Origin of the sequence: Collinsella ihumii, assembly GCF_900046475.1 — a bacterium.
Classification (GTDB): Bacteria; Actinomycetota; Coriobacteriia; order Coriobacteriales; family Coriobacteriaceae; genus Collinsella; species Collinsella ihumii.
Genome location: NZ_FCOU01000005.1, coordinates 181749 through 199822, shown reverse-complemented (window position 1 = coordinate 199822; position 18074 = coordinate 181749). Strand labels below are relative to the sequence as shown.

Below are 18074 nucleotides of genomic sequence, written 5' to 3'. Positions count from 1 at the left end.
CGGACCCGACGGCGCCGCCCCCCGCCGCGCCCGCCGGCACCTCGACGCCGTGGTAGCGCGCGTACTCGGAGAGGCCCATGGGGAACAGCTCTCGCGAGATGGCCCTGCCGCGGAACTCGGAGGCGAGGTCTGCCGAGAGCATGCGCGAGGACGACCCCGTGACGTAGACGGTCGACCTCGTCCCGTCCACCACGCGGCGCAGGAAGGCCCCCCACTCGGGGACCTCCTGGATCTCGTCGAAGAACAGGAACGCGCCGTCGCGGCGGGCGGAGGGCCTCATGGCGTAGAACGTGTCGAGGACCTCGGCGAGCAGGCCGGGGCGGTAGGGCTTCAGACGCTCGTCCTCGAAGTTGAAGTAGAGGATCGACTCGGGCGGCCAGCCCTCCGCCACGATGCGCCTCATCTCCTGGAACAGCCGGTAGGTTTTCCCGCACCTGCGGACGCCGGTGACGACCGTGGCGAGGTTGCCGCGCGCCGGCGTGCGCACCGGGCCCAGGTCAAGGTCTCGCTCGAACGCCTCGGGGATGCCGTCATCGATGAAGTCCTGGATCTTCTCCGCTATGACGCTGTTCATGCCGTCCGCCTATCTTGCCGCGCTGCGTGCCAAGATAATGCTACATCTTGACACGCAGCGCGTCAAGGGAAATGGCGCCATGCTGATAGAGGACCCCTTCCGTAACTGGCGATTATCTGTTCCTTACGGAAGGAGAAAGACGTATGACAGCTTGCGTCAACAGGAAGCACACTAAGAAGGTGGCAGCCGTCGTGACCGCGTCCCTGGTGGGCGCGCTCTCGCTGGGCGTCGCCCCCGTGACCGCCATGGCGGAGGACACGGGCATCGACATGCAGGCCGCCAACTGGACGACCGGTGCCAAGGTGACCAAGGCCACCGACGGCAAGGGCGCCTCGCTTGCTGACCCGAACGAGCCCATCTTCGCCCAGAAGTCCGGCAAGTACCTCAAGCCGAGCGAGATCACCAACTCCTTCGGCGACGTGACCAAGGTCGATGACGATTACACGCTCCGCTATGTCCAGGTTACGAGCGGCGTTGAGAGCAGCTTCAGCGAGTCGTCCTTCGCTACTTACACGGGAACCGGCACCTTCGGCGTCTATGTCGAGAAGACCAATGCAGCCGGCGCTACGGAGGCGGCAGGCCCCTTCTACTTCAAGATTAGCGCGTCCTCTCAATCTCTCGAGAGCGTCCACGCCTACGTCGGCGATCCCGCCAGCTCGACCATCTACTGGACCGGCGCCAACCTCCAGGGCGACATCAAGTTCGCTGACGCCGACGGCCAGGAGCTCGAGGACGTCAAGGCGACTGCTTGGAAGAAGGCCGACGGCACCCCTGTCTCCACGACCACCGATGGTGACGGCAACACGATTCCCGACATCACTGCTGTTGGCACCTACGTTGCCACTGTGAGCGACGGCACTGCCAGCGCCAACGTCACCGTCGTCGTCTCCCCCCTCGACCTCACCAAGGTCTCTGTGTCCCACAAGGACGTGAAGGCGAGCTACATCAATCCCCTCGACTCCGACCTTATGGTCAACGGCGGCGCCTACACGGGCTCCTACCTCAAGGTAGCCTCCGTCACCAAGTCCGACGGCAGCGCCGGCTTCAGCGGCTCCGGCACGTACACCGTGACCGTCGCATCTGCCGGTAAGGTCGGTTCGGTTAACTACGACGATTGCGTCAAGGGCTCCGCGAGCTTCACGCTCAATGTCATTGATACCGACGTGTTTGTCGATGATAACTGCAAGGTCTACTATGGCCGCGACCTGATGAACAACCCCGAGACCATTTATCTCGAGGACGGCGAGACCTTCGACATCTCCAAGGTCACCGTCAGCAACAAGTGGAACAGCGGCACCGACAGCTATCCCAACGACCGCCTCGAGATCACCTTCGAGAAGGGCGGCAAAGCGGTCGACGCCTCCGAGCTCTCCAATCCCGGCACCTACACCATGACGGTCCGCGTCAAGCCCGAGCGCGGCTTCGTTGACCCGAAGCTCGTCGGCGGCTCCACCACGTGCACGATCAAGGTCGTGCCGAACAGCGCCAGCAAGGATGAGAACCTCGCGTTCTACCTCGATGGCGAGATTGCCGGCAATTCCGCGGAGGTCACCTACAACGGTTCCGACTTCCTCGATTCCATCGACGTCGTCGTGAAGGTCGGTGACAAGACCTACGCCGAGGGCACGGACTACACCCTCGAGATCAAGAACGCCGTCACCGGCAAGGAGGTCGACTCCATCGTCGATGCCGGTACGTACTCGATCAAGGTCGAGCCCATCACCTTCAAGTTCACCGGCGCTTCGAGCGACACGCTTAACCTGACCGTCAAGCAGGTTGTCGCCGACCAGCTCGTTGCGGACGTCGACAGCATGGACCGCGAGGCCAACGAGACCACCGGAAAGATTGATGACAGCTGGACTGTCACCGATGCGGATACCGGCACCACCTCCACCGTCCTCAACCGCTTCTACGTCGCTTACACCGGCTCCGCGGTCGAGATTCCGGGCGTCCTGTACGGCGTCCAGGACGGAACCAACTGGACCTATCATGAGCTTCCCTCCGATCTCTACAACGTCGTGTCCATCAAGGATGCTAACAACAAGACCGTCGAGGAGGCCGTCGAGGAGGGCACCTACACCGTCGAGATCGCTCTGAACGACACTGCCGGCGGTAACTACGATCTCGGCACTCATGAGACGTTCCGCTTCACCATCAAGAAGTTCGGCCACTTCACCGACGTCGACGCCACCAAGTGGTACTCTGTGCCCGTGGAGAAGGCCGCTGACCTCGGCTACGTGAACGGCATCTCCGGCACGAACCTGTTCGCCCCCGAGGCCGACATCACCCGCGCCGACGCCGTGTGCATCCTGTTCAACATGGCCGGCGGCAAGTCCATGCCCGATGACGACTTCTCCTTCGACGAGAACACCGGCTACAACACCGGCTTCTCCGACGTCGACGGCCACGCCTACTTCGCCAAGGCCCTCGCCTGGGCCCGCGCGTTCGGCGTCGCCAACGGCTACGGCGACGGCACCTTCGCCCCGTACGCCCAGATCACCCGCGAGGAGTTCGCCTCCATGCTCGCGAACTACGCGAAGGCCATGGGCAAGTTCGAGGCTGCCGACGAGGGCGCCCTGGACGGCATGTCCGACGCCAACACCGTCTCCGACTGGGCCGAGGCCAACGTCGCCTGGGCCGTCGAGAACGGCGTCATGGGCAACGGCGGCTTCGTGGCCGGCCAGTCCAACATCACCCGCGCCGAGGTCGCCGCGATGGCGGTCAACTACCAGCCCGAGGCCCTCGAGAAGTAATCTCGGGATAGCCTGGCTCCTCTGACGCAAGATGAAGCCCTCCCCTCCGGGGGAGGGCTTGCGGGAGGGCTCTGGGAGACAGAGCCTCCCCGCAAGCCTTTGGCTCAAGTTGCAAGCTGTCGCACAAGGCTCGATGCCGAACGGGCCCCTTGGAATCTCTTCCAAGGGGCCCGTTCGGCAATTTATATAAGATTTCTTCGACCCGCAGATCGACTCATTTGCGTGCGACACTGGCAAATCGGCGATAGCTTGCAAAGCGGGACCGCTATTGGGTGAGGACTGGCTGAAAACAGGTGAGCCAGCAGCTGTGAGCATTAGGCTTATATCGCGTCGGCCAACCGCGGGTCCTACGCTTTGAAGTTGCGATGCCGGAAATCCTATACACTCATCTCTTCTCTCCCGCCGATGATTTGGCGATATCGCGCCTAACGCTCTTCGTGACCCCCGCAACAATAGGGGCAGCTATAGAGCGTTATGCCTCCGTTATGCCCAGAATGCCGAACGGGCCCTCCGGAATAAATCCGGAGGGCCCGTTCGGCATCGAGCCTTGTGCGACAGCTTGCAACTTGAGCCAAAGGCTTGCGGGAGGACTCTTGCTGGAAGAGCCTTCCCGCAAGCCCGCTCCTTGCGGGAGCGGGCTCGCTAGCACTTGCTAGACGGGATTACCGCTACTCGGTGCGGAAGATATCCCAGTAGTTGACCGTCATGGCCGCGCAGTAGGCGCGGGTCATGGTGTCGGTCGGCATCAGGGAACCGTTATTACCCATGATGCCCTCGCCGGCAGCCCAGGCAACATTGTCGGCTGCCCAGTCGGCAACGCCCTCGCCGTCGGGGTACTCGGAGAGCACCGTGTCGGCGTCGTAGGTGCCGACAGTGGTGTCGCCGAGAACGACCTTGGCGTAGTTGGCGAGCATGGAGGCGAACTCCTCGCGGGTCACGGTCTGCTCAGGCTTGAAGGTGCCGTCGCCGTAGCCGTTGACCACGCCGGTCTTGTTGGCCCAGTAGATTGCCTGGCCGTAGAACTTGGTGCCGTCAACGTCGGAGAACCCGGTGTCCCAGCCGGTGCTCTCGTTCCAAGCGCCACCGGTCTCGTTGTCAGTGCTACCGGGAACGAAGGCGTCAGCCATGTTGAACAGGACGCAGACGACCTGGCCGCGGGTGAGGCTGTCCTCGGGGCCGAACATGGTGGTACCGGCATAGCCGTTCATGAAGCCGAGGTTGGCGGCATCGTTCACGACGTTGTAGTACCAGGCAGAGGGCTGGACGTCGGTGAACTGGGTCCTCTGGGCGACCTTGAACTCGATCGTGACAGAAGTCTCGCCCTCGGGGAGGACGTAATTGGAGGCGACGTCCTCAGCGACGGAGACGGTCACGCGGTAGTCGCCGGCGTCCTCGAGGGCGCCGACCTCCTTCCAGGTGCCCTCGTCGTCGTACTCGACGACGACATCCACGTTGCCGGGAATCCAATCAAGACCGGTGTAGTCACTGGTCAGATCGGGATCGGCGGCCTCGTTGCCGGTGGCATAGGAGAGCTCAAGGCTGGAAATGGCGGCGTCAACCTGGTTGACCGGCTGGTTGCCCAGCGGGACGATCTCCTCGCCGGCGACGATGTTCCACTTGACGAGGGCCTCGATGGAGAGGGTGGACAGGTCGACCTTGCCGATGGTGATCGGGAGCTCGGTGGTGCCGGAGATCTTGTACCAGTCGCTGGTCACGACGAGCTTGTAGTCGCCCGCGTTGACGGCCTCGTCGATCTCGTTGCCCTCGGAGTCAACGAGCTTCTTGTCGATCTCGGATGCGGGGACGCCCTTGCCCACGACATCGAAGCTTGAGGTGGTGAGAACCTCGCCGTCATATCCCTTGGCGAAAGAGGTGATAGCGACCATCGGGTTGGTCGGACCGTAGACGTACAGCGAAGCGTCGGCGTCGATGGTGCCCTTCCAGATCTTCACGGTGAAGGTCTTGGAGCCACCGTAGACGTTTCCGTCAGCGTCGGCGTTAACGGCGACATCGACGGTGACCTCGTACTCGCCGTACTCGCCGGCGTTGAGGTCGGCCTCGGCGTCGGCGCCCTGGACGGCGGCACCGGTCTTCACGACGCTGATCGAGTTAATCGTCGCGTTGTTGCTGCCATAGCGAGCAGTGAGAGCGCCCGTGTTGAACGTCTCGTTCTTGGAGGCGTCGAGCTCGTAGGAGTCAGCGAGGGCCGCGCCGTTGTACTGGAAGGTGCAGAGGGCGTCGACCTTGTAACCGGCCGCATAGCCGGTGACGGTCGGGGCCTTAACGTCGATGTTCGTGTTGCTCGAGCTGATGGTGAAGTAGTACGGGGTGGTCTGCGCGTCGTTGATGTTACCGGTCGGAGTCAGGCCGACGAGGCTGGCGTCGAGCTCGGTGCCGTCAGCGGCGATGACTCGGGACGGGGAGGTCGGGGCCTGGCCGGTGAAGTGGTCGACGAGGACCGTGGTCGTGTTGTCGATCACGAACTTGTTAACGGTTACGGGCACGGAGGCGCTGCTGCCGGCGTACTTGCCCTTGCCGGTCAGGACGGCGGTGTAGGTGCCGGCGCCAGTGAGCTCGTCGACATCCTTGTTGCCGAGCTTGTAGGAGACGGTGTAGTCGGTCCCCTCATCGAGGACGTTGCCGGAGGCGTCCATGAAGCCGACCTCAAGGGCGGAGCCGGTAAAGGTGAAGGTAGTGTCGGCGGTGTCGCCATCCTCGAATGCAGTGACGTCGGGCAGGTCGACGCCCTTCACGTTGAAGGTGGTCTTGAAGGTCTGGCCGGCGTAATCGGAACCGGTGAGTGCCGTCACGGTCACGACGTAGGTGCCCGCGTCGACGGCCTTGTTGCCGGAGAGGGGCGTCCCGGTCGGGTTGCCGTCCTCATCGGCCTTGTAAAGGCGCACCTTGTAATCGCTGATGTTGCCGTCGTTGATCTGAACGGTGCCCTGGCCGCCGGCGATGGTCAGCTGGGTGACCGAGGGGATGACGGGCATCTTGTTGGCGTCGACGGTGGTGACGCCGTTGACATCCTCGGTGCTCGTGATGGCGTCGTACTCGCCGGTGGTTTCGTTGAAGCCGGTGAAGGACAGGGTGACCGAGCCGTTCGCGAACTCGGTGCCCTCAGCGAACTGCAGGTCGATCCCGGTGTCCGCCATCGCGGCCACGGGGGCGGCGCCCAGGGAGAGCGCGCCCACCAGGGACGCGGTCACGACGGCTGCCACCTTCTTAGTGTGCTTCCTGTTGACGCAAGCTGTCATACGTCTTTCTCCTTCCGTAAGGAACAGATAATCGCCATATATCGCAAGTGCTTCATAGGTGTTGTCTACGATCACTCCTTTGCAATTTCCCTTGTTGTCATGACCATATTGACTGCCGTGATTATCGTTACCATCAGCTCCAATGTGATGTTGAGTCTCGGCATGGTCGGCGCATTGAGTATTGTCCGCTACCGTACGGCAGTGAAAAGCCCCTTGGACCTCATGTTCCTCTTCTGGACCATCACCACGGGAATCGCCGTCGGCGCAACATACTACTATGTCGGCGTGGTGGCATTTCTCTTCGTGTCCGCCGTCTTCTTCATCCTGAAGAGCGCCCGCGGGAGTGACAACACCTACATGCTTGTCGTCGAATGCGCCGCAGACCTGCCGATCGAAGAGGAGATACGGCGTTCACTCGAGCAGTATCAAACGAAAGTACGATCGAAAGTCGTTCGAGATGAACGTGCGGAACTGACCGTCGAGGTCATTATGAAAGATGACAACATGAACGTGGTCAACACCATCAGCGAGATCGAGGGCGTCGGAGATGTGACCATGGTTCAGTACCGCGGCAGCTACGAGGCTTGATCCGAGGCGGCTTCCCGCCGCTCTTGCGCCAGCCATGCGATATAGACGCTGGGGTAATGGCCGTTCAGCATGGTGGTTGGGTCTACGTGCTCTGCCAGTATCGCGAAGGCGTGGGCAACACCGGCTGGTGATTTAAGCTCCTCGATGGAGGCGATGCGCTCTGAAAGGTCATCGATGAGGGCGCGCGCCTTCCGGTCGGCATCGGCGTCGACCGGGCATGAGGAGCCAACGATATCGGCAAACGATGAGGTCATCTGCTCATAGCGCTTCGCAAAGGACTCGTCTTCGCTCGACGGCAAGTTTGCGTCAACACCATAGCGTTCGTAGCCCCATGCCTCCAGAGGAAGATACGTCATGATGTCGGCCGGGTTGAGCACGTTGAAAATCGACGCGTACCGACCGCCGCGAGCATCGGCGTCGGTGGTCGTCCCCGGCGTTGCGAAGGTGTAGGTAAACACCTCGTCGCCCGCGTGAAGCGGAACGATGGCGTTATCGCTAACCGCAGTAGACAAGCTGTCGCAGGCCCAGGCCCCAACCAGGTTGGCGATCGCACCGCCACGGCTATGCCCCACCACGAGCAGCTTCACCGAACGTCCTCTGCCGTGTGCGCGGCGGATGCGACCGGAAAGCTCATCGCAAATCTCCTGCGCCGCCTCGGTGTAGCCAGGGTTGTCTTCCCCCGCTCCCGCCGCACGGTCCGCACCAGACGACCGCACCACGGCATCTGCGATGGCGCGGTCGGCCTCTTGGGCATGCTCGTCCTGCTCAAACAGAATCTGCAGGTTGCTAAGCCATTCCGACCCATAGCTACCGCGTACGGACACCAAGATCAGCTCTGCATCATATGCACCGTCCGCACTCGCTATAGGCTTTGATGCGATGGCATATGCCGCCGAGTCCGCTGCCTGCGTGACCAGCGATAAGACTTCATCAACCACTTCGCTGCGATAACGATACGACTCGGTGGAAACGTCCTCGAACCCCAGGGATGCGAGGGCGAGCTCCATATACGCCGGCTGATCAGATCCCTGCTGGTAGTAACCCGACTCTGCATACGCCAGCGATGCCAGCACCGATGAGGCAAACGCAAGATCGGGGTTGTAGCGTGTGGGATCGGAAAAGAACCACGCATCGTCCCAGGGTATCGTAACGCCAAACTCCCCCGTTCCAGGAGCTTGAAGGTCGGTCAGGCGCACAGTTTGCAAAAAGGAGCCCTCACGAGGCAACTCGGCTGCCTGGGCCACCCGAGGAGCGGCAACCGCACCCGTATCTCTTTGCTGCTGATGATGGCGAACGTAGAGTATGGTGACGCATGCCATGACCACGAGCGCGATCAAGACGATCGCGGCAATCGACGTTCGCGCAAGCGCACGTCCTGTCGCGCAAAGCACCCGGTGTCGCATGGCCCCTCCCTCCCGAGCGGCAACTCACGTCTAGCATACCAAGCAGTCATGACGGGCTCATGGGGAGAGCCTTACGTTTTCCTAAGGAAGCGCCGATTGTTGAGAGGTTGTGGATGGGTCGGTTGGGGACGGGTTCGTTTCAACCCATCAATGGGTTGAAACGAACCCGTCCCCAACCGACCCATTTCCCTTAAAGGGAAACGGGTGCACCCAGGGTGTAGTACACGTGCTCGCCGGCACAGCGACGGCAATATGTATGCCCATCGCGCTCGATGGCGCGATTGTCGTGGATCAAGTCGCCACATACCTCGCAGTACTGTTTCCTACGGGGCCGTCCCGGCAGATCGAATTCGTCGAAATCCGTCAACGAGACCTCATGGGCGTAAAACAGCTCGTCATCGGTAAGCTTCGCAAAGAACGCGAGCATCTCCTGCTTGTCGCGCGGAGCATGCGGGACATCCGGGCGCTCGGCGATGCGGATGGCGCGATCGCTTCCCAGATCGTAGAACGTGGCCGCCATGATGCCATAGTCGGCCCATTTAAGGCGGCGCCTGCCCAGATGGCAGTTGGCAACCGATATGACGGCATCCGCAAGGCACCGGTCGCATTCCACAAAGGCAACGAGGTCGCGATATGAATACGGATCCTCGATACCGAAATGCTTGAGCGCGATACGCGCCATGCGCGTTCCGATGATCTGACCCGCACACATGTGGCCATGGAACGCTATCGCGCGCTGCAGGTCTTCCTCAAATGTCCGCTCGGACATATGCCGACTCCTCACCCCGGGGTATCCCAACGGGGCCATGCTATTCGTAATCGGCCAAATCCGCAAGCTCGCACAGATTGCAGATCCCGGCGCGCTCAAGCGCGTCCAGCAATGTCCGACGGTCGCGATTCATGATGAGTTCCTGCGGGAACCCGATTCCCTCGAGCATATCCTGGGCATGCTGGAACTGCCCGATCGCGGGCGCAAGGTGGGCATCACTCGACACGATGATCCCTACGCCCATCTCGGCACACCGCTGGGCGATGCGCGAGCAGACGCTATGGAACCATCCGCGCGAGTCGATCTCAAGGCTGTGCTCGTTGATCTCGATCAGTTTGTTCTTCTCCTTGGCGACCGTCAGCACCTCGTCATAGTCAAACGGGACGCCCGAGCGCCCGGTATGCCCCAGCACGAAGACCTGCGGATTCTCCAGCGCCTTCACATACATATTCGTCGTGCGGGCGATGGGAGCACCCTTGGTGAAATCGCCGTTGTGGACACTTGCAATCAGATAGTCCATGCCCGATGTCACGCGGTCGAACAGCGAGCCATCGCTCGCATAGGGACGACCCACGATAGTGTTCGGCACATCGATATCCTGGCCGAACAGGTCCCCATCGAGGGAGACGATATCGACCTCGAGGCCGCGCAGGACCACCACGCCATCCCACACGCGAGGCCAACAACCCTGGTTCAGGAAATACTGGAAGTTGCGGAGATGCTGATCGGGAAAGAGCATCGAGCTGAAGTGATCGCTCGAGCCGAGCAGCTCCATGCCGCGTTCGCGACAGACCGCAACGTTCTCCCCGATGGTCGAGTAGGCGTGACGCGAGAAGATCGTATGCGTGTGGATATCGCAGGCGATGTGGTATGACATCCTCAGCTCCTTACCGCTCACGGCGATAGTCGTCGGCCAACTGCTTCCAGGCGGGAAGCGAGTTCACGATGACATCGTAGTCGATGCAATAGCCCAGGCGGAACCAGCCAGGCACACCAAAGCTGTTCGAGGGCACCGGAAGCAACTCGTAGCGCTTCGCACGCTCGCAGAACGCCTCCGCATCGTCCTCGAGCGCCTTGACCCATAGGTAGAAGGCGCCGTCGGGCTCAACATAGGTATACCCGTATGAAGAGAGCGCCTGCGTGAGCACCTCGCGGTTGCGAGCATAGGCGGCAACGTCAGACGGTTCGTCAACGCAGTCTGCAACCACGCGCTGGAACAGCGCGGGAGCGCACACGAATCCGAGAGTCCGGGCCGCGCCGGCGATGGCCGGCATGACACGAGAGGCGTTCGGGCAGGTATTGGGCACGAGCACCCAGCCCACGCGCTCGCCGGGAAGCGACAGGGACTTTGAATAGGAGTAGCACACAACGGTGTTCTCGTATATCGAGGGAACCCATGGCACCTCGACGCCATAGACGATCTCACGGTACGGCTCGTCGGAAATCAGGTAGATCGGCTCATCGCGATTGGCATTCGCGGCGCTCAGCACGGCAGCGAGCGCGTCCAGTGTCTCCCGCGTATAGACGGCGCCGGTCGGATTGTTGGGCGAATCGATAATCACCGCCGCGGTGCGCGGCGTGATGGCCGCCGCGACAGCTTGGGCATCCACCTGGAACGTACCTTGGTCCGCCAGCACCTCCACGCACGTCGCCCCTGCCTTTTCAATCCACACGGCATATTCGGGAAAATACGGGGCGATCACGATGACCTCTTCACCAGGGTTCGTGAGCGCATGGATCGTCATGGACACCGAGGCTGCGGCGCCGACGGTCATAAACACATCGCCCATACCGTACGAGGTCCCGAACCTGCGGTTCAGCGATTCGGCCACTGCGGTACGAACCTCCGGAAGGCCGGGAGCGGGCGTATACCCATGGAGCTGATCGCTCGGCAGCTGCAGGGAACGCTCGATGGAAGCGCGCACTGCCGCAGGAGCCGGCACGCTGGGGTTGCCGAGTGAGTAGTCGAACACCTTGTCGGCACCGATCTGCGCTTTGCGCTCGAGGCCGTACGAGAAGATCTCGCGGATGACCGAGCTCTCGGCGCCGCGTGCAAACATCGTGTCGTTAACCATATCTACCTCCTTGGCTGCGTTTAGCTGCATTGTACGCGCATGATGGGGTCAGATCGGCGAGATCGGAGCTGGTCGAATCGTGTTAACGGACCGCATGCATCAGAAAACTCCTGGTGGCTCCCCGCAGCCGACCCATAGAAAAAGGGCCCCGGCAGGGGCCCTTCGTCATTCATCCGTCTGATCCAACGCCTCCGGCGCTTCGTCCGATTGCTCGGAAGCAAGCGCTTCTTGGGCAAACGCGGCGGCCTCGGCGGCGATCTCCTCGTCGGACTGCTTGGGAACGCGCGCCTTACGTGCGTCGTGGGACTCCTCGTCGGCCTCGCCATGGGCCTCCAGATACTCGTCCCACGTGTTGTCGAGCAGCGCCGTCACGGCGTCACCCTCGACCGTCTCGCGCTCAAGCAGCACGCGCTTCATAAGCTCAAGCTGCTCGCGGCGCTCGTTCAGGATCTTGTAGGCGCGCTCGTGGGCCTCGCGCATGATACGCTGGACCTCGGTATCGATGCGACGAGCCGTCTCCTCGGAATAATCCTGGTGATCTGCGTAGTCGCGACCCAAGAAGACCTGATGCTGAGCCTCGCCGAACACCTGCGTACCGAGCTCCTCGCTCATACCCAGGCGAGTCACCATCTCGCGCGCCATCTTCGTCGCGCGCTCGAGGTCGTTGGAGGCACCGCTCGTGATGTCCTCGCACATGATCTCTTCGGCCACGCGACCGCCCAGGAAGACCGCGAGTTCGTCGAGCATCTCGTTTTTGGTCTTGAGGTAGTGGTCCTCGGTCGGAAGCTGCATGGTATAGCCAAGCGCCTGGCCGCGCGGGATGATCGTGATCTTGTGGACCGGATCGGAGTGCTCCAGAACATGGCCCACCAACGCGTGGCCGCTCTCGTGATAGGCGATCGTGGTGCGCTCGGTCACGCTCATGACGCGCGCCTTGCGCTCCGGACCGGCGATCACGCGCTCCATCGACTCCTCGACCTCGGCCATCGAAATCGTCGAGCGGTGACGGCGCGCAGCAAGAAGCGCAGACTCGTTCAGAAGGTTCGCCAGGTCAGCGCCGGTGAATCCGACGGTGAGCTTGGCGAGCTTGTCGAAGCGCACGTCATCGGCAAGCGGCTTGTTGGCCGCATGCACGCGCAGGATCTGCTCTCGGCCCTTGACGTCGGGACGGTCGACGGTGATCTGGCGATCGAAACGGCCGGGACGCAGCAGGGCGGGATCGAGGATGTCGGGGCGGTTCGTGGCGGCAATCAGGATAACGCTCTCGGAATCCTCGAAGCCGTCCATCTCGACCAGCAGCTGGTTCAGCGTCTGCTCGCGCTCATCATGGCCTCCGCCCAAGCCGGCGCCGCGCTGGCGACCGACCGCGTCAATCTCGTCGATGAAGATGATCGACGGGGCCTGGCTTTTCGCCTCCTTGAACAGGTCGCGCACGCGCGAGGCTCCCACGCCGACGAACATCTCGACGAAGTCGGAACCGGAAATGGAGAAGAACGGCACGCCGGCCTCTCCGGCGACCGCCTTGGCAAGCAGCGTCTTACCGGTACCCGGAGGGCCCACCAGCAGCACGCCACGCGGAATCTTGGCGCCCAGCTTGCGGAAGCGCTCGGGGTCGGCCAGGAAGTCGCGAACCTCCTTGAGCTCCTCGACCGCTTCATCGATACCGGCGACATCACCGAACTTGACCTTGGGGCGTGTGGACTCGTTGGTCTTGGCGTTGGTCTTGCCGAACTGCATGGCCTTGTTGTTGGCGCCGAGCATCTGCCTCATGAAGTAGAACATGACGAAGACGAGCAGGATGGTGGGCAGCACGTTGACAATAAGGTTCGCCAGGAAATTGGGATCGGACGTGTCGACATCGTACTCGACGCCGTCTTCCCCACCGTATTCGGCCATGAGCTCGTTCAGCGTATCGGAGCCCACATACGTGGCGGTATACGGTACCAGCTCGGAATCCTGACCGACGTCGGAGGCGTCTTGCCAAAACGCGCCCGACACGCTTCCATCGGCGACCGTGTAGGTGGCCGTGTCGACGCGCCCTTCCTTGACCGCCGTCACAAAATCGCTGGTGGTGAGCTGCACCGCGCCCGTCGAGCGGTTGAAGAAGCCGCCCATGTTCATGAACAGGTATGCAACCAGCATGCAGGCGAGCAGAAAGTACAGCCAGCCGATGCGCGAGGGGGGCCTGTGGTTACCGCCCGGCGTGCGACCGCTTTTGCGGAGATCGTCGAGCGAGCCGAACAGGCCGTCGTCGTCGCGACGATTCTTGTCGTCATCGCCGCCATCGGCCATGACGACGACCCCGTTGTTCTCGGCGGTATCGTTCCAAAACGTCATCTACGAATAAACCTCCGGTTTGAGTACGCCCACATAGGGCAGGTTGCGGTACCGCTCGGCAAAGTCCAGGCCGTAGCCGACCAGGAAGCCTTCGGGGCAGCGGGCACCGATGTACTTGGGTTCGATAGCAGCCTGCTTGCCCTCGATGTCCCTTAGCAGGAAGGCAGCGACTTCCAGCGAGGCGGGATGACGGCTCGACAGGTTCTTCATCAGGTAGCGCAGCGTGAGCCCGGAGTCGAGGATGTCCTCGACGATCAGCACGTCGCGCCCCTTGATATCGATATCGAGATCTTTGACGATGCGCACGATGCCCGACGACTTGGCACCGTCTCCATAGCTCGACACCGCCATGAAGTCGATGGCGAGCGGGCACTCGACAGCGCGCATCAGATCGCCCATGAAGACCACGGCGCCGCGCAGAACCGCAATGAGAACCAGGTCCTTCCCCTGGTAATCGCGGGTGATCTCCGCGCCCATGCGCTTGACGATATCAGCGATCTCCTCCTGGCTGAGCAAAAGACGATCGACGTCGGGATGCAGCGATTCCATGGCAGACCTTTCTGTTGCGTGTATCCGCTGGATACACCCTACCCATCCATACGCGCACCGGTCTCAGCGATGGCGCGAATGACTAATTTTATCAAGAGCTTGCTTGCGGCCGTGCACTTGAACCGCTCATCAAGGCGAATACCACCAACCCACACAATGGCTCCGCCCGGAGATGTCCTCACGACGGGGACGCTCGCGCGCTCTGCCACCGGAACATGCGCCGCGCCGAGGATGTCAGAGACCTTCTTCGAGCGACCGTGCATGCCCAGCGGACACATGATATCACCGGGGGCAGGGGCATCCACCCACAGGTGCGCGTTTAAAACCTCAGCTGGAAGGGCCGGCGAGGCCTCGAGCAGACGGGTCAGGTCGCGCTCTGCATAGCCGAGCGCCGCGGCATCCACGCATACGGTCCTCCCGGTTTGCAATACGTCGGACGCCTCGGACAGCTCGCGCGCGAACGCCACCGGATCCGCTCCATGGGGCACCTCGACGACACTCGTCTCGAGCACCGCCTGGCTTGCCAGCGGCATGGTGCCCGGAACCGGCACCCATCCGGCGACGATGCTCTCGCGGGCGGCTGCGGTGCGCAGGGCGAGCGTGCCGAATTCCATGCGCGCATCGACGCTTCCCGGAAGCGAGAGCGAACCGGCGCCCGCGGCGACGCACGAGAGCACCGCCTCGACGTGGCGCATCTCGAGTCGCTCCTCGGGCGCCACGAAACGATAGGCGAGCCGAATCATGCGGCGCGCGATGGCGATCTCGGCCGATGCCAGACGGTCTGCATCGATGACGATGAGCCCCTCCTGCTCGCGGCGGACGCACGCGCGCAGCGAACGCGCCGCGAGCTGGGACATGAACGCGTCCTCCTCGCCCAGGATGTCGCACGTGGCGCCGATCGTCCGCTCGAGATTCGCGTTGCGCTCCGACGCCAGCGGCACCACGCGGTGCCGCACGAAGTTGCGCAGGTACGACGTGTCCTTGTTGGTCTCGTCCTCGCGCCACGTCATGCCCGCGACCTCGAGATAGCGGCACAGCTCCCCATGCGTCATGTCGATCAGAGGGCGAACGATGATGTTGCGTCGGCGAGGAATGCTCGACAACCCTGCAGGCCCCGAGCCCTTGATGGCGTTCATGAAAAACGTCTCGGTGCGGTCTGAGGCCGTATGAGCTGTCACGATGCGCGCGGACGTGCGCGGGGTGTTCGTCTGGGCGCACAGCTCGCGCACGTAGCGGCGAGCCGCCGCATAGCGCGCCTCGCGAGCGGCCGCCTCGAGATTTTGGCCACCGAGATCGGAAAACGATGCGTGTTCCACGCAGACGGGAACGCCGAAATGCGCGCACAGGTCGCGCACGAACCGCTCGTCTTCATCGGAGGCGACACCCCGCAGGTGATGGTTGATGTGGAGCACGTGGATGCGCTCGCGCGCGATACGCGCCAGACCGCGGCCGTCGCGCAAATCGAGCTTTGATGTGCAGGCCATGACCAGAAGGGCGGTTGAGTCCGCGCCGCCTGATACCATGAGCACCACAGGAGAGGCCTGCTCTGGTGCGGCCCCGCTCAGGCGCTGAGACGATGTTGGGTGAAGCCGGGCAAAGTGCTGTGCGACGGTGGGCATGAAACCTCCTTGGAACGCATACATTGTAGCCATTGGAGAAGTCGTGGAATCGAACGGCAGCAGATACGGTGCGCTGCACCTTCACATCTTGGGAAGCGGATCTAAGGGCAACTGCGCCCTTGTCGAGGGTCCGCAGGGGCTCATCATGATCGACGACGGGTTTTCACGCCGCGAGGTGCTCAAGCGCATGCACGAACTCGGTCTTTCCGAACACGACGTGCGGGCGCTGCTGCTCACCCACGAGCACACTGACCATGTCAGCGGCATCAGCGTATGGTGCCGGGCATTCGATATCGAGCTCTACGCGAGCGTGGGGACACCGGAGGCGCGCACCTATCTCGACACCCTCCCCTTCTGTGAGTTCGTCCCGGGGCTGCGCTTTGACGTTGCCGGCGTGAGCGTTCAGACCTTCCCCACGTCTCACGACGTGGTGAACCCCGTGGGCTTTCGCTTCGAGTGCTCTGGGGACTCGATCGGATACGCCACGGACACCGGCGTGCTCACCGACGAGGCGCGCGACGCGCTGGCGGATACGCGCATCCTCGCCCTCGAGAGCAACCACGACGTGCCCATGCTCCGCTGCGGCTCGTATCCGCGGTACCTGCAGGATCGCATTATGTCCGCAGCCGGCCACCTCTCGAACGAGCAGGCCTCGACTGCCGCCGCGGAACTCATCGGCGCGCGCACCGAGCATCTCGTCGCCATGCACATCTCGCAGGAGAACAACCGCCCGAGCCTTGCCGTGCGATCGTTTGCCGAGGCGCTGGGCGCCGATCTCGACAACGAGCTGGGATCTTCGGCGACCTTGGCGCGCGGCGGCGACTATTCCGACCTGCACATCTGCGCCGCGGGCCAGAACAGGCCCATCTCGATCCTTTGACGATCCGTTTTACGATGCATCGACCGCAAAAAGGCTCGGAGCCGTAAAGCTCCGAGCCTTTGCCGAGTCAAATGTGCGGGCGCGTGCAGCCAGATGCTTGCTGCGCTAGTCGATGGCGATCTTGGTGACGTTGCTCTTCTCGACGATCTTGGGGACAGTCACGGTCAGGATGCCGTCTGCATAGCGGGCGGACAGCCCCTCGCATGAGGCGTCCTTCAGATACACGCCGCGCGTCGCGCTGTAGGACGTGAACTCCTTCTGCAGGTAATTCTTGCCCTTGTCCTCTTCCTTATCCTCAACCTTCACGGAGATGGAAAGACGACCCTCGTTGAGCTCGACGTCGATATCGTCCTTGTTGACACCTGTCAGATACGCCTTGACCTCATAACCGTCGCCCGTATCCTCGACATCGATGGGGAACGCCTTGCTCGCCAGCGGCGTGGAGGCGAGATCCATCATGTCATCGAACGCATCGAACAGCGAAGTCGTAGGACGAAGACCGAAAACCGAACGATAGGGAACCATGCTTGCCATATCAATCACTCCTTAGTGATGAGCCGCACCCCTCTTTGGGGCGAGGACTTCTTTTGTCGCTCTTGTTTATTCCCGTGACCCGGCAAGCTATTCATGCCAACACAGATTTTTTAAGCGTCACAGTATAATCAAATCTAAGTCATACTGACTAAGATTTAGCAAAGGAACCGTGTTGCGCATCTGAGGATATTCTTAAATGTGGAACCGCGGCCGCAGCTCACCCGTACAATATGGACAGCATCACCAACGGTTTGAAGGCTCACCATGGACGAACACACGGGCAATATTCCCATCCCATCGCATCAGAACGATCATGCTGGTGCCGAGGCCCCGCAGCCCGTTTTCCATCGCGCGGTGCGCCATATCACGCAGGAGCCGATCGACGACGTAGAGCCCGAATACGTCACGCGCCAACGCTACCAAACGCTTGAGGAGGCGCGTTCGCGCAGGGTGCACATGGGAACAGCCAGCAACGATGCCGACTATCTGCCCGCAACGCACGGAGCGGCGCGGTCGGACTCGGCACTCCCCCGTCAGCTTAAGGAGAAGACCGGCCCCAAGGGTCCCCGCAAACTTCACTACGAGCGCTACCTCGAGACGCCGAAGCCGGGAAAATCCATCTTCACCTCGCGACGTGAGCGCAAGCAGCGCCGCGCGCACCTCATCATCGGCATCATCGCGCTGCTCGCCGCGATCCTCGCCGTTGTGTGGTTCTTCTTCCTTCGATAGCGGGTCG

General features: G+C 62.1%; 14 protein-coding genes. 4 read left to right on the top strand and 10 right to left on the bottom strand.

Features of this window, described 5'->3' with window-relative positions; all coding sequences use genetic code 11:
- Positions 1 to 574 (bottom strand): ATP-binding protein (locus tag BN3789_RS04845; protein ID WP_147569560.1); only part of this gene is annotated, 574 nt, incomplete at its 3' end.
- Between the two features lie 143 nt (positions 575 to 717).
- Here BN3789_RS04845 and BN3789_RS04840 point away from each other — a divergent pair.
- A complete protein-coding gene (locus BN3789_RS04840; protein ID WP_066831048.1) occupies positions 718 to 3327 on the top strand; it encodes an S-layer homology domain-containing protein in 2610 nt (869 codons plus the stop codon).
- A gap of 668 nt (positions 3328 to 3995) precedes the next feature.
- Here BN3789_RS04840 and BN3789_RS04835 read toward each other — a convergent pair.
- Positions 3996 to 6584 carry an S-layer homology domain-containing protein gene (locus tag BN3789_RS04835; protein ID WP_066831045.1) on the bottom strand — a complete coding sequence of 863 codons (2589 nt, stop codon included), beginning with the start codon at positions 6582 to 6584 and terminating at the stop codon, positions 3996 to 3998.
- On the opposite strand from BN3789_RS04835, the gene BN3789_RS04830 reads away from it, so the two are divergent.
- On the top strand, positions 6558 to 7172 hold the full coding sequence (locus BN3789_RS04830; protein WP_267872871.1) for a DUF4956 domain-containing protein: 615 nt from the start codon (positions 6558 to 6560) through the stop codon (positions 7170 to 7172). The two genes, BN3789_RS04835 and BN3789_RS04830, sit on opposite strands and share 27 nt — an antisense overlap.
- Here BN3789_RS04830 and BN3789_RS04825 read toward each other — a convergent pair.
- From BN3789_RS04825 to tilS, 7 genes are all read right to left on the bottom strand, one after another.
- The gene (locus BN3789_RS04825) at positions 7160 to 8575 is read right to left on the bottom strand and encodes a lipase family protein (RefSeq protein ID WP_066831041.1); all 1416 of its coding nucleotides are present in this window, start codon (positions 8573 to 8575) and stop codon (positions 7160 to 7162) included. The genes BN3789_RS04830 and BN3789_RS04825 overlap by 13 nt on opposite strands.
- Positions 8576 to 8765: 190 nt before the next feature.
- The gene (locus BN3789_RS04820) at positions 8766 to 9344 is read right to left on the bottom strand and encodes an FmdE family protein (RefSeq protein ID WP_066831038.1); all 579 of its coding nucleotides are present in this window, start codon (positions 9342 to 9344) and stop codon (positions 8766 to 8768) included.
- Positions 9345 to 9384: 40 nt separating this feature from the next.
- Positions 9385 to 10221, bottom strand: a complete 837-nt coding sequence (locus BN3789_RS04815) for a phosphatase (protein WP_066831036.1) — start codon at positions 10219 to 10221, stop codon at positions 9385 to 9387.
- 10 nt (positions 10222 to 10231) lie between these two features.
- Positions 10232 to 11419, bottom strand: a complete 1188-nt coding sequence (locus tag BN3789_RS04810; protein ID WP_066831034.1) for a pyridoxal phosphate-dependent aminotransferase — start codon at positions 11417 to 11419, stop codon at positions 10232 to 10234.
- A gap of 165 nt (positions 11420 to 11584) precedes the next feature.
- The gene (ftsH, locus tag BN3789_RS04805; protein ID WP_324608424.1) at positions 11585 to 13756 is read right to left on the bottom strand and encodes an ATP-dependent zinc metalloprotease FtsH; all 2172 of its coding nucleotides are present in this window, start codon (positions 13754 to 13756) and stop codon (positions 11585 to 11587) included.
- Entirely contained in the window at positions 13757 to 14305 is a 549-nt protein-coding gene (hpt, locus tag BN3789_RS04800; RefSeq protein ID WP_066831032.1) for a hypoxanthine phosphoribosyltransferase, read from the bottom strand.
- Between the two features lie 38 nt (positions 14306 to 14343).
- A complete protein-coding gene (gene tilS / locus BN3789_RS04795; RefSeq protein WP_187119116.1) occupies positions 14344 to 15924 on the bottom strand; it encodes a tRNA lysidine(34) synthetase TilS in 1581 nt (526 codons plus the stop codon).
- Between the two features lie 43 nt (positions 15925 to 15967).
- Here tilS and BN3789_RS04790 point away from each other — a divergent pair, with 43 nt between their 5' ends.
- Entirely contained in the window at positions 15968 to 16804 is an 837-nt protein-coding gene (locus tag BN3789_RS04790; RefSeq protein ID WP_066830774.1) for an MBL fold metallo-hydrolase, read from the top strand.
- 105 nt (positions 16805 to 16909) lie between these two features.
- Here the strand turns inward: BN3789_RS04790 and BN3789_RS04785 are convergent, their stop codons facing one another.
- Positions 16910 to 17338 carry an Hsp20/alpha crystallin family protein gene (locus BN3789_RS04785; RefSeq protein ID WP_066830770.1) on the bottom strand — a complete coding sequence of 143 codons (429 nt, stop codon included), beginning with the start codon at positions 17336 to 17338 and terminating at the stop codon, positions 16910 to 16912.
- A gap of 264 nt (positions 17339 to 17602) precedes the next feature.
- Here BN3789_RS04785 and BN3789_RS04780 point away from each other — a divergent pair, with 264 nt between their 5' ends.
- A complete protein-coding gene (locus BN3789_RS04780; protein ID WP_066830766.1) occupies positions 17603 to 18067 on the top strand; it encodes a hypothetical protein in 465 nt (154 codons plus the stop codon).
- The last annotated feature ends 7 nt before the right edge of the window (positions 18068 to 18074 follow it).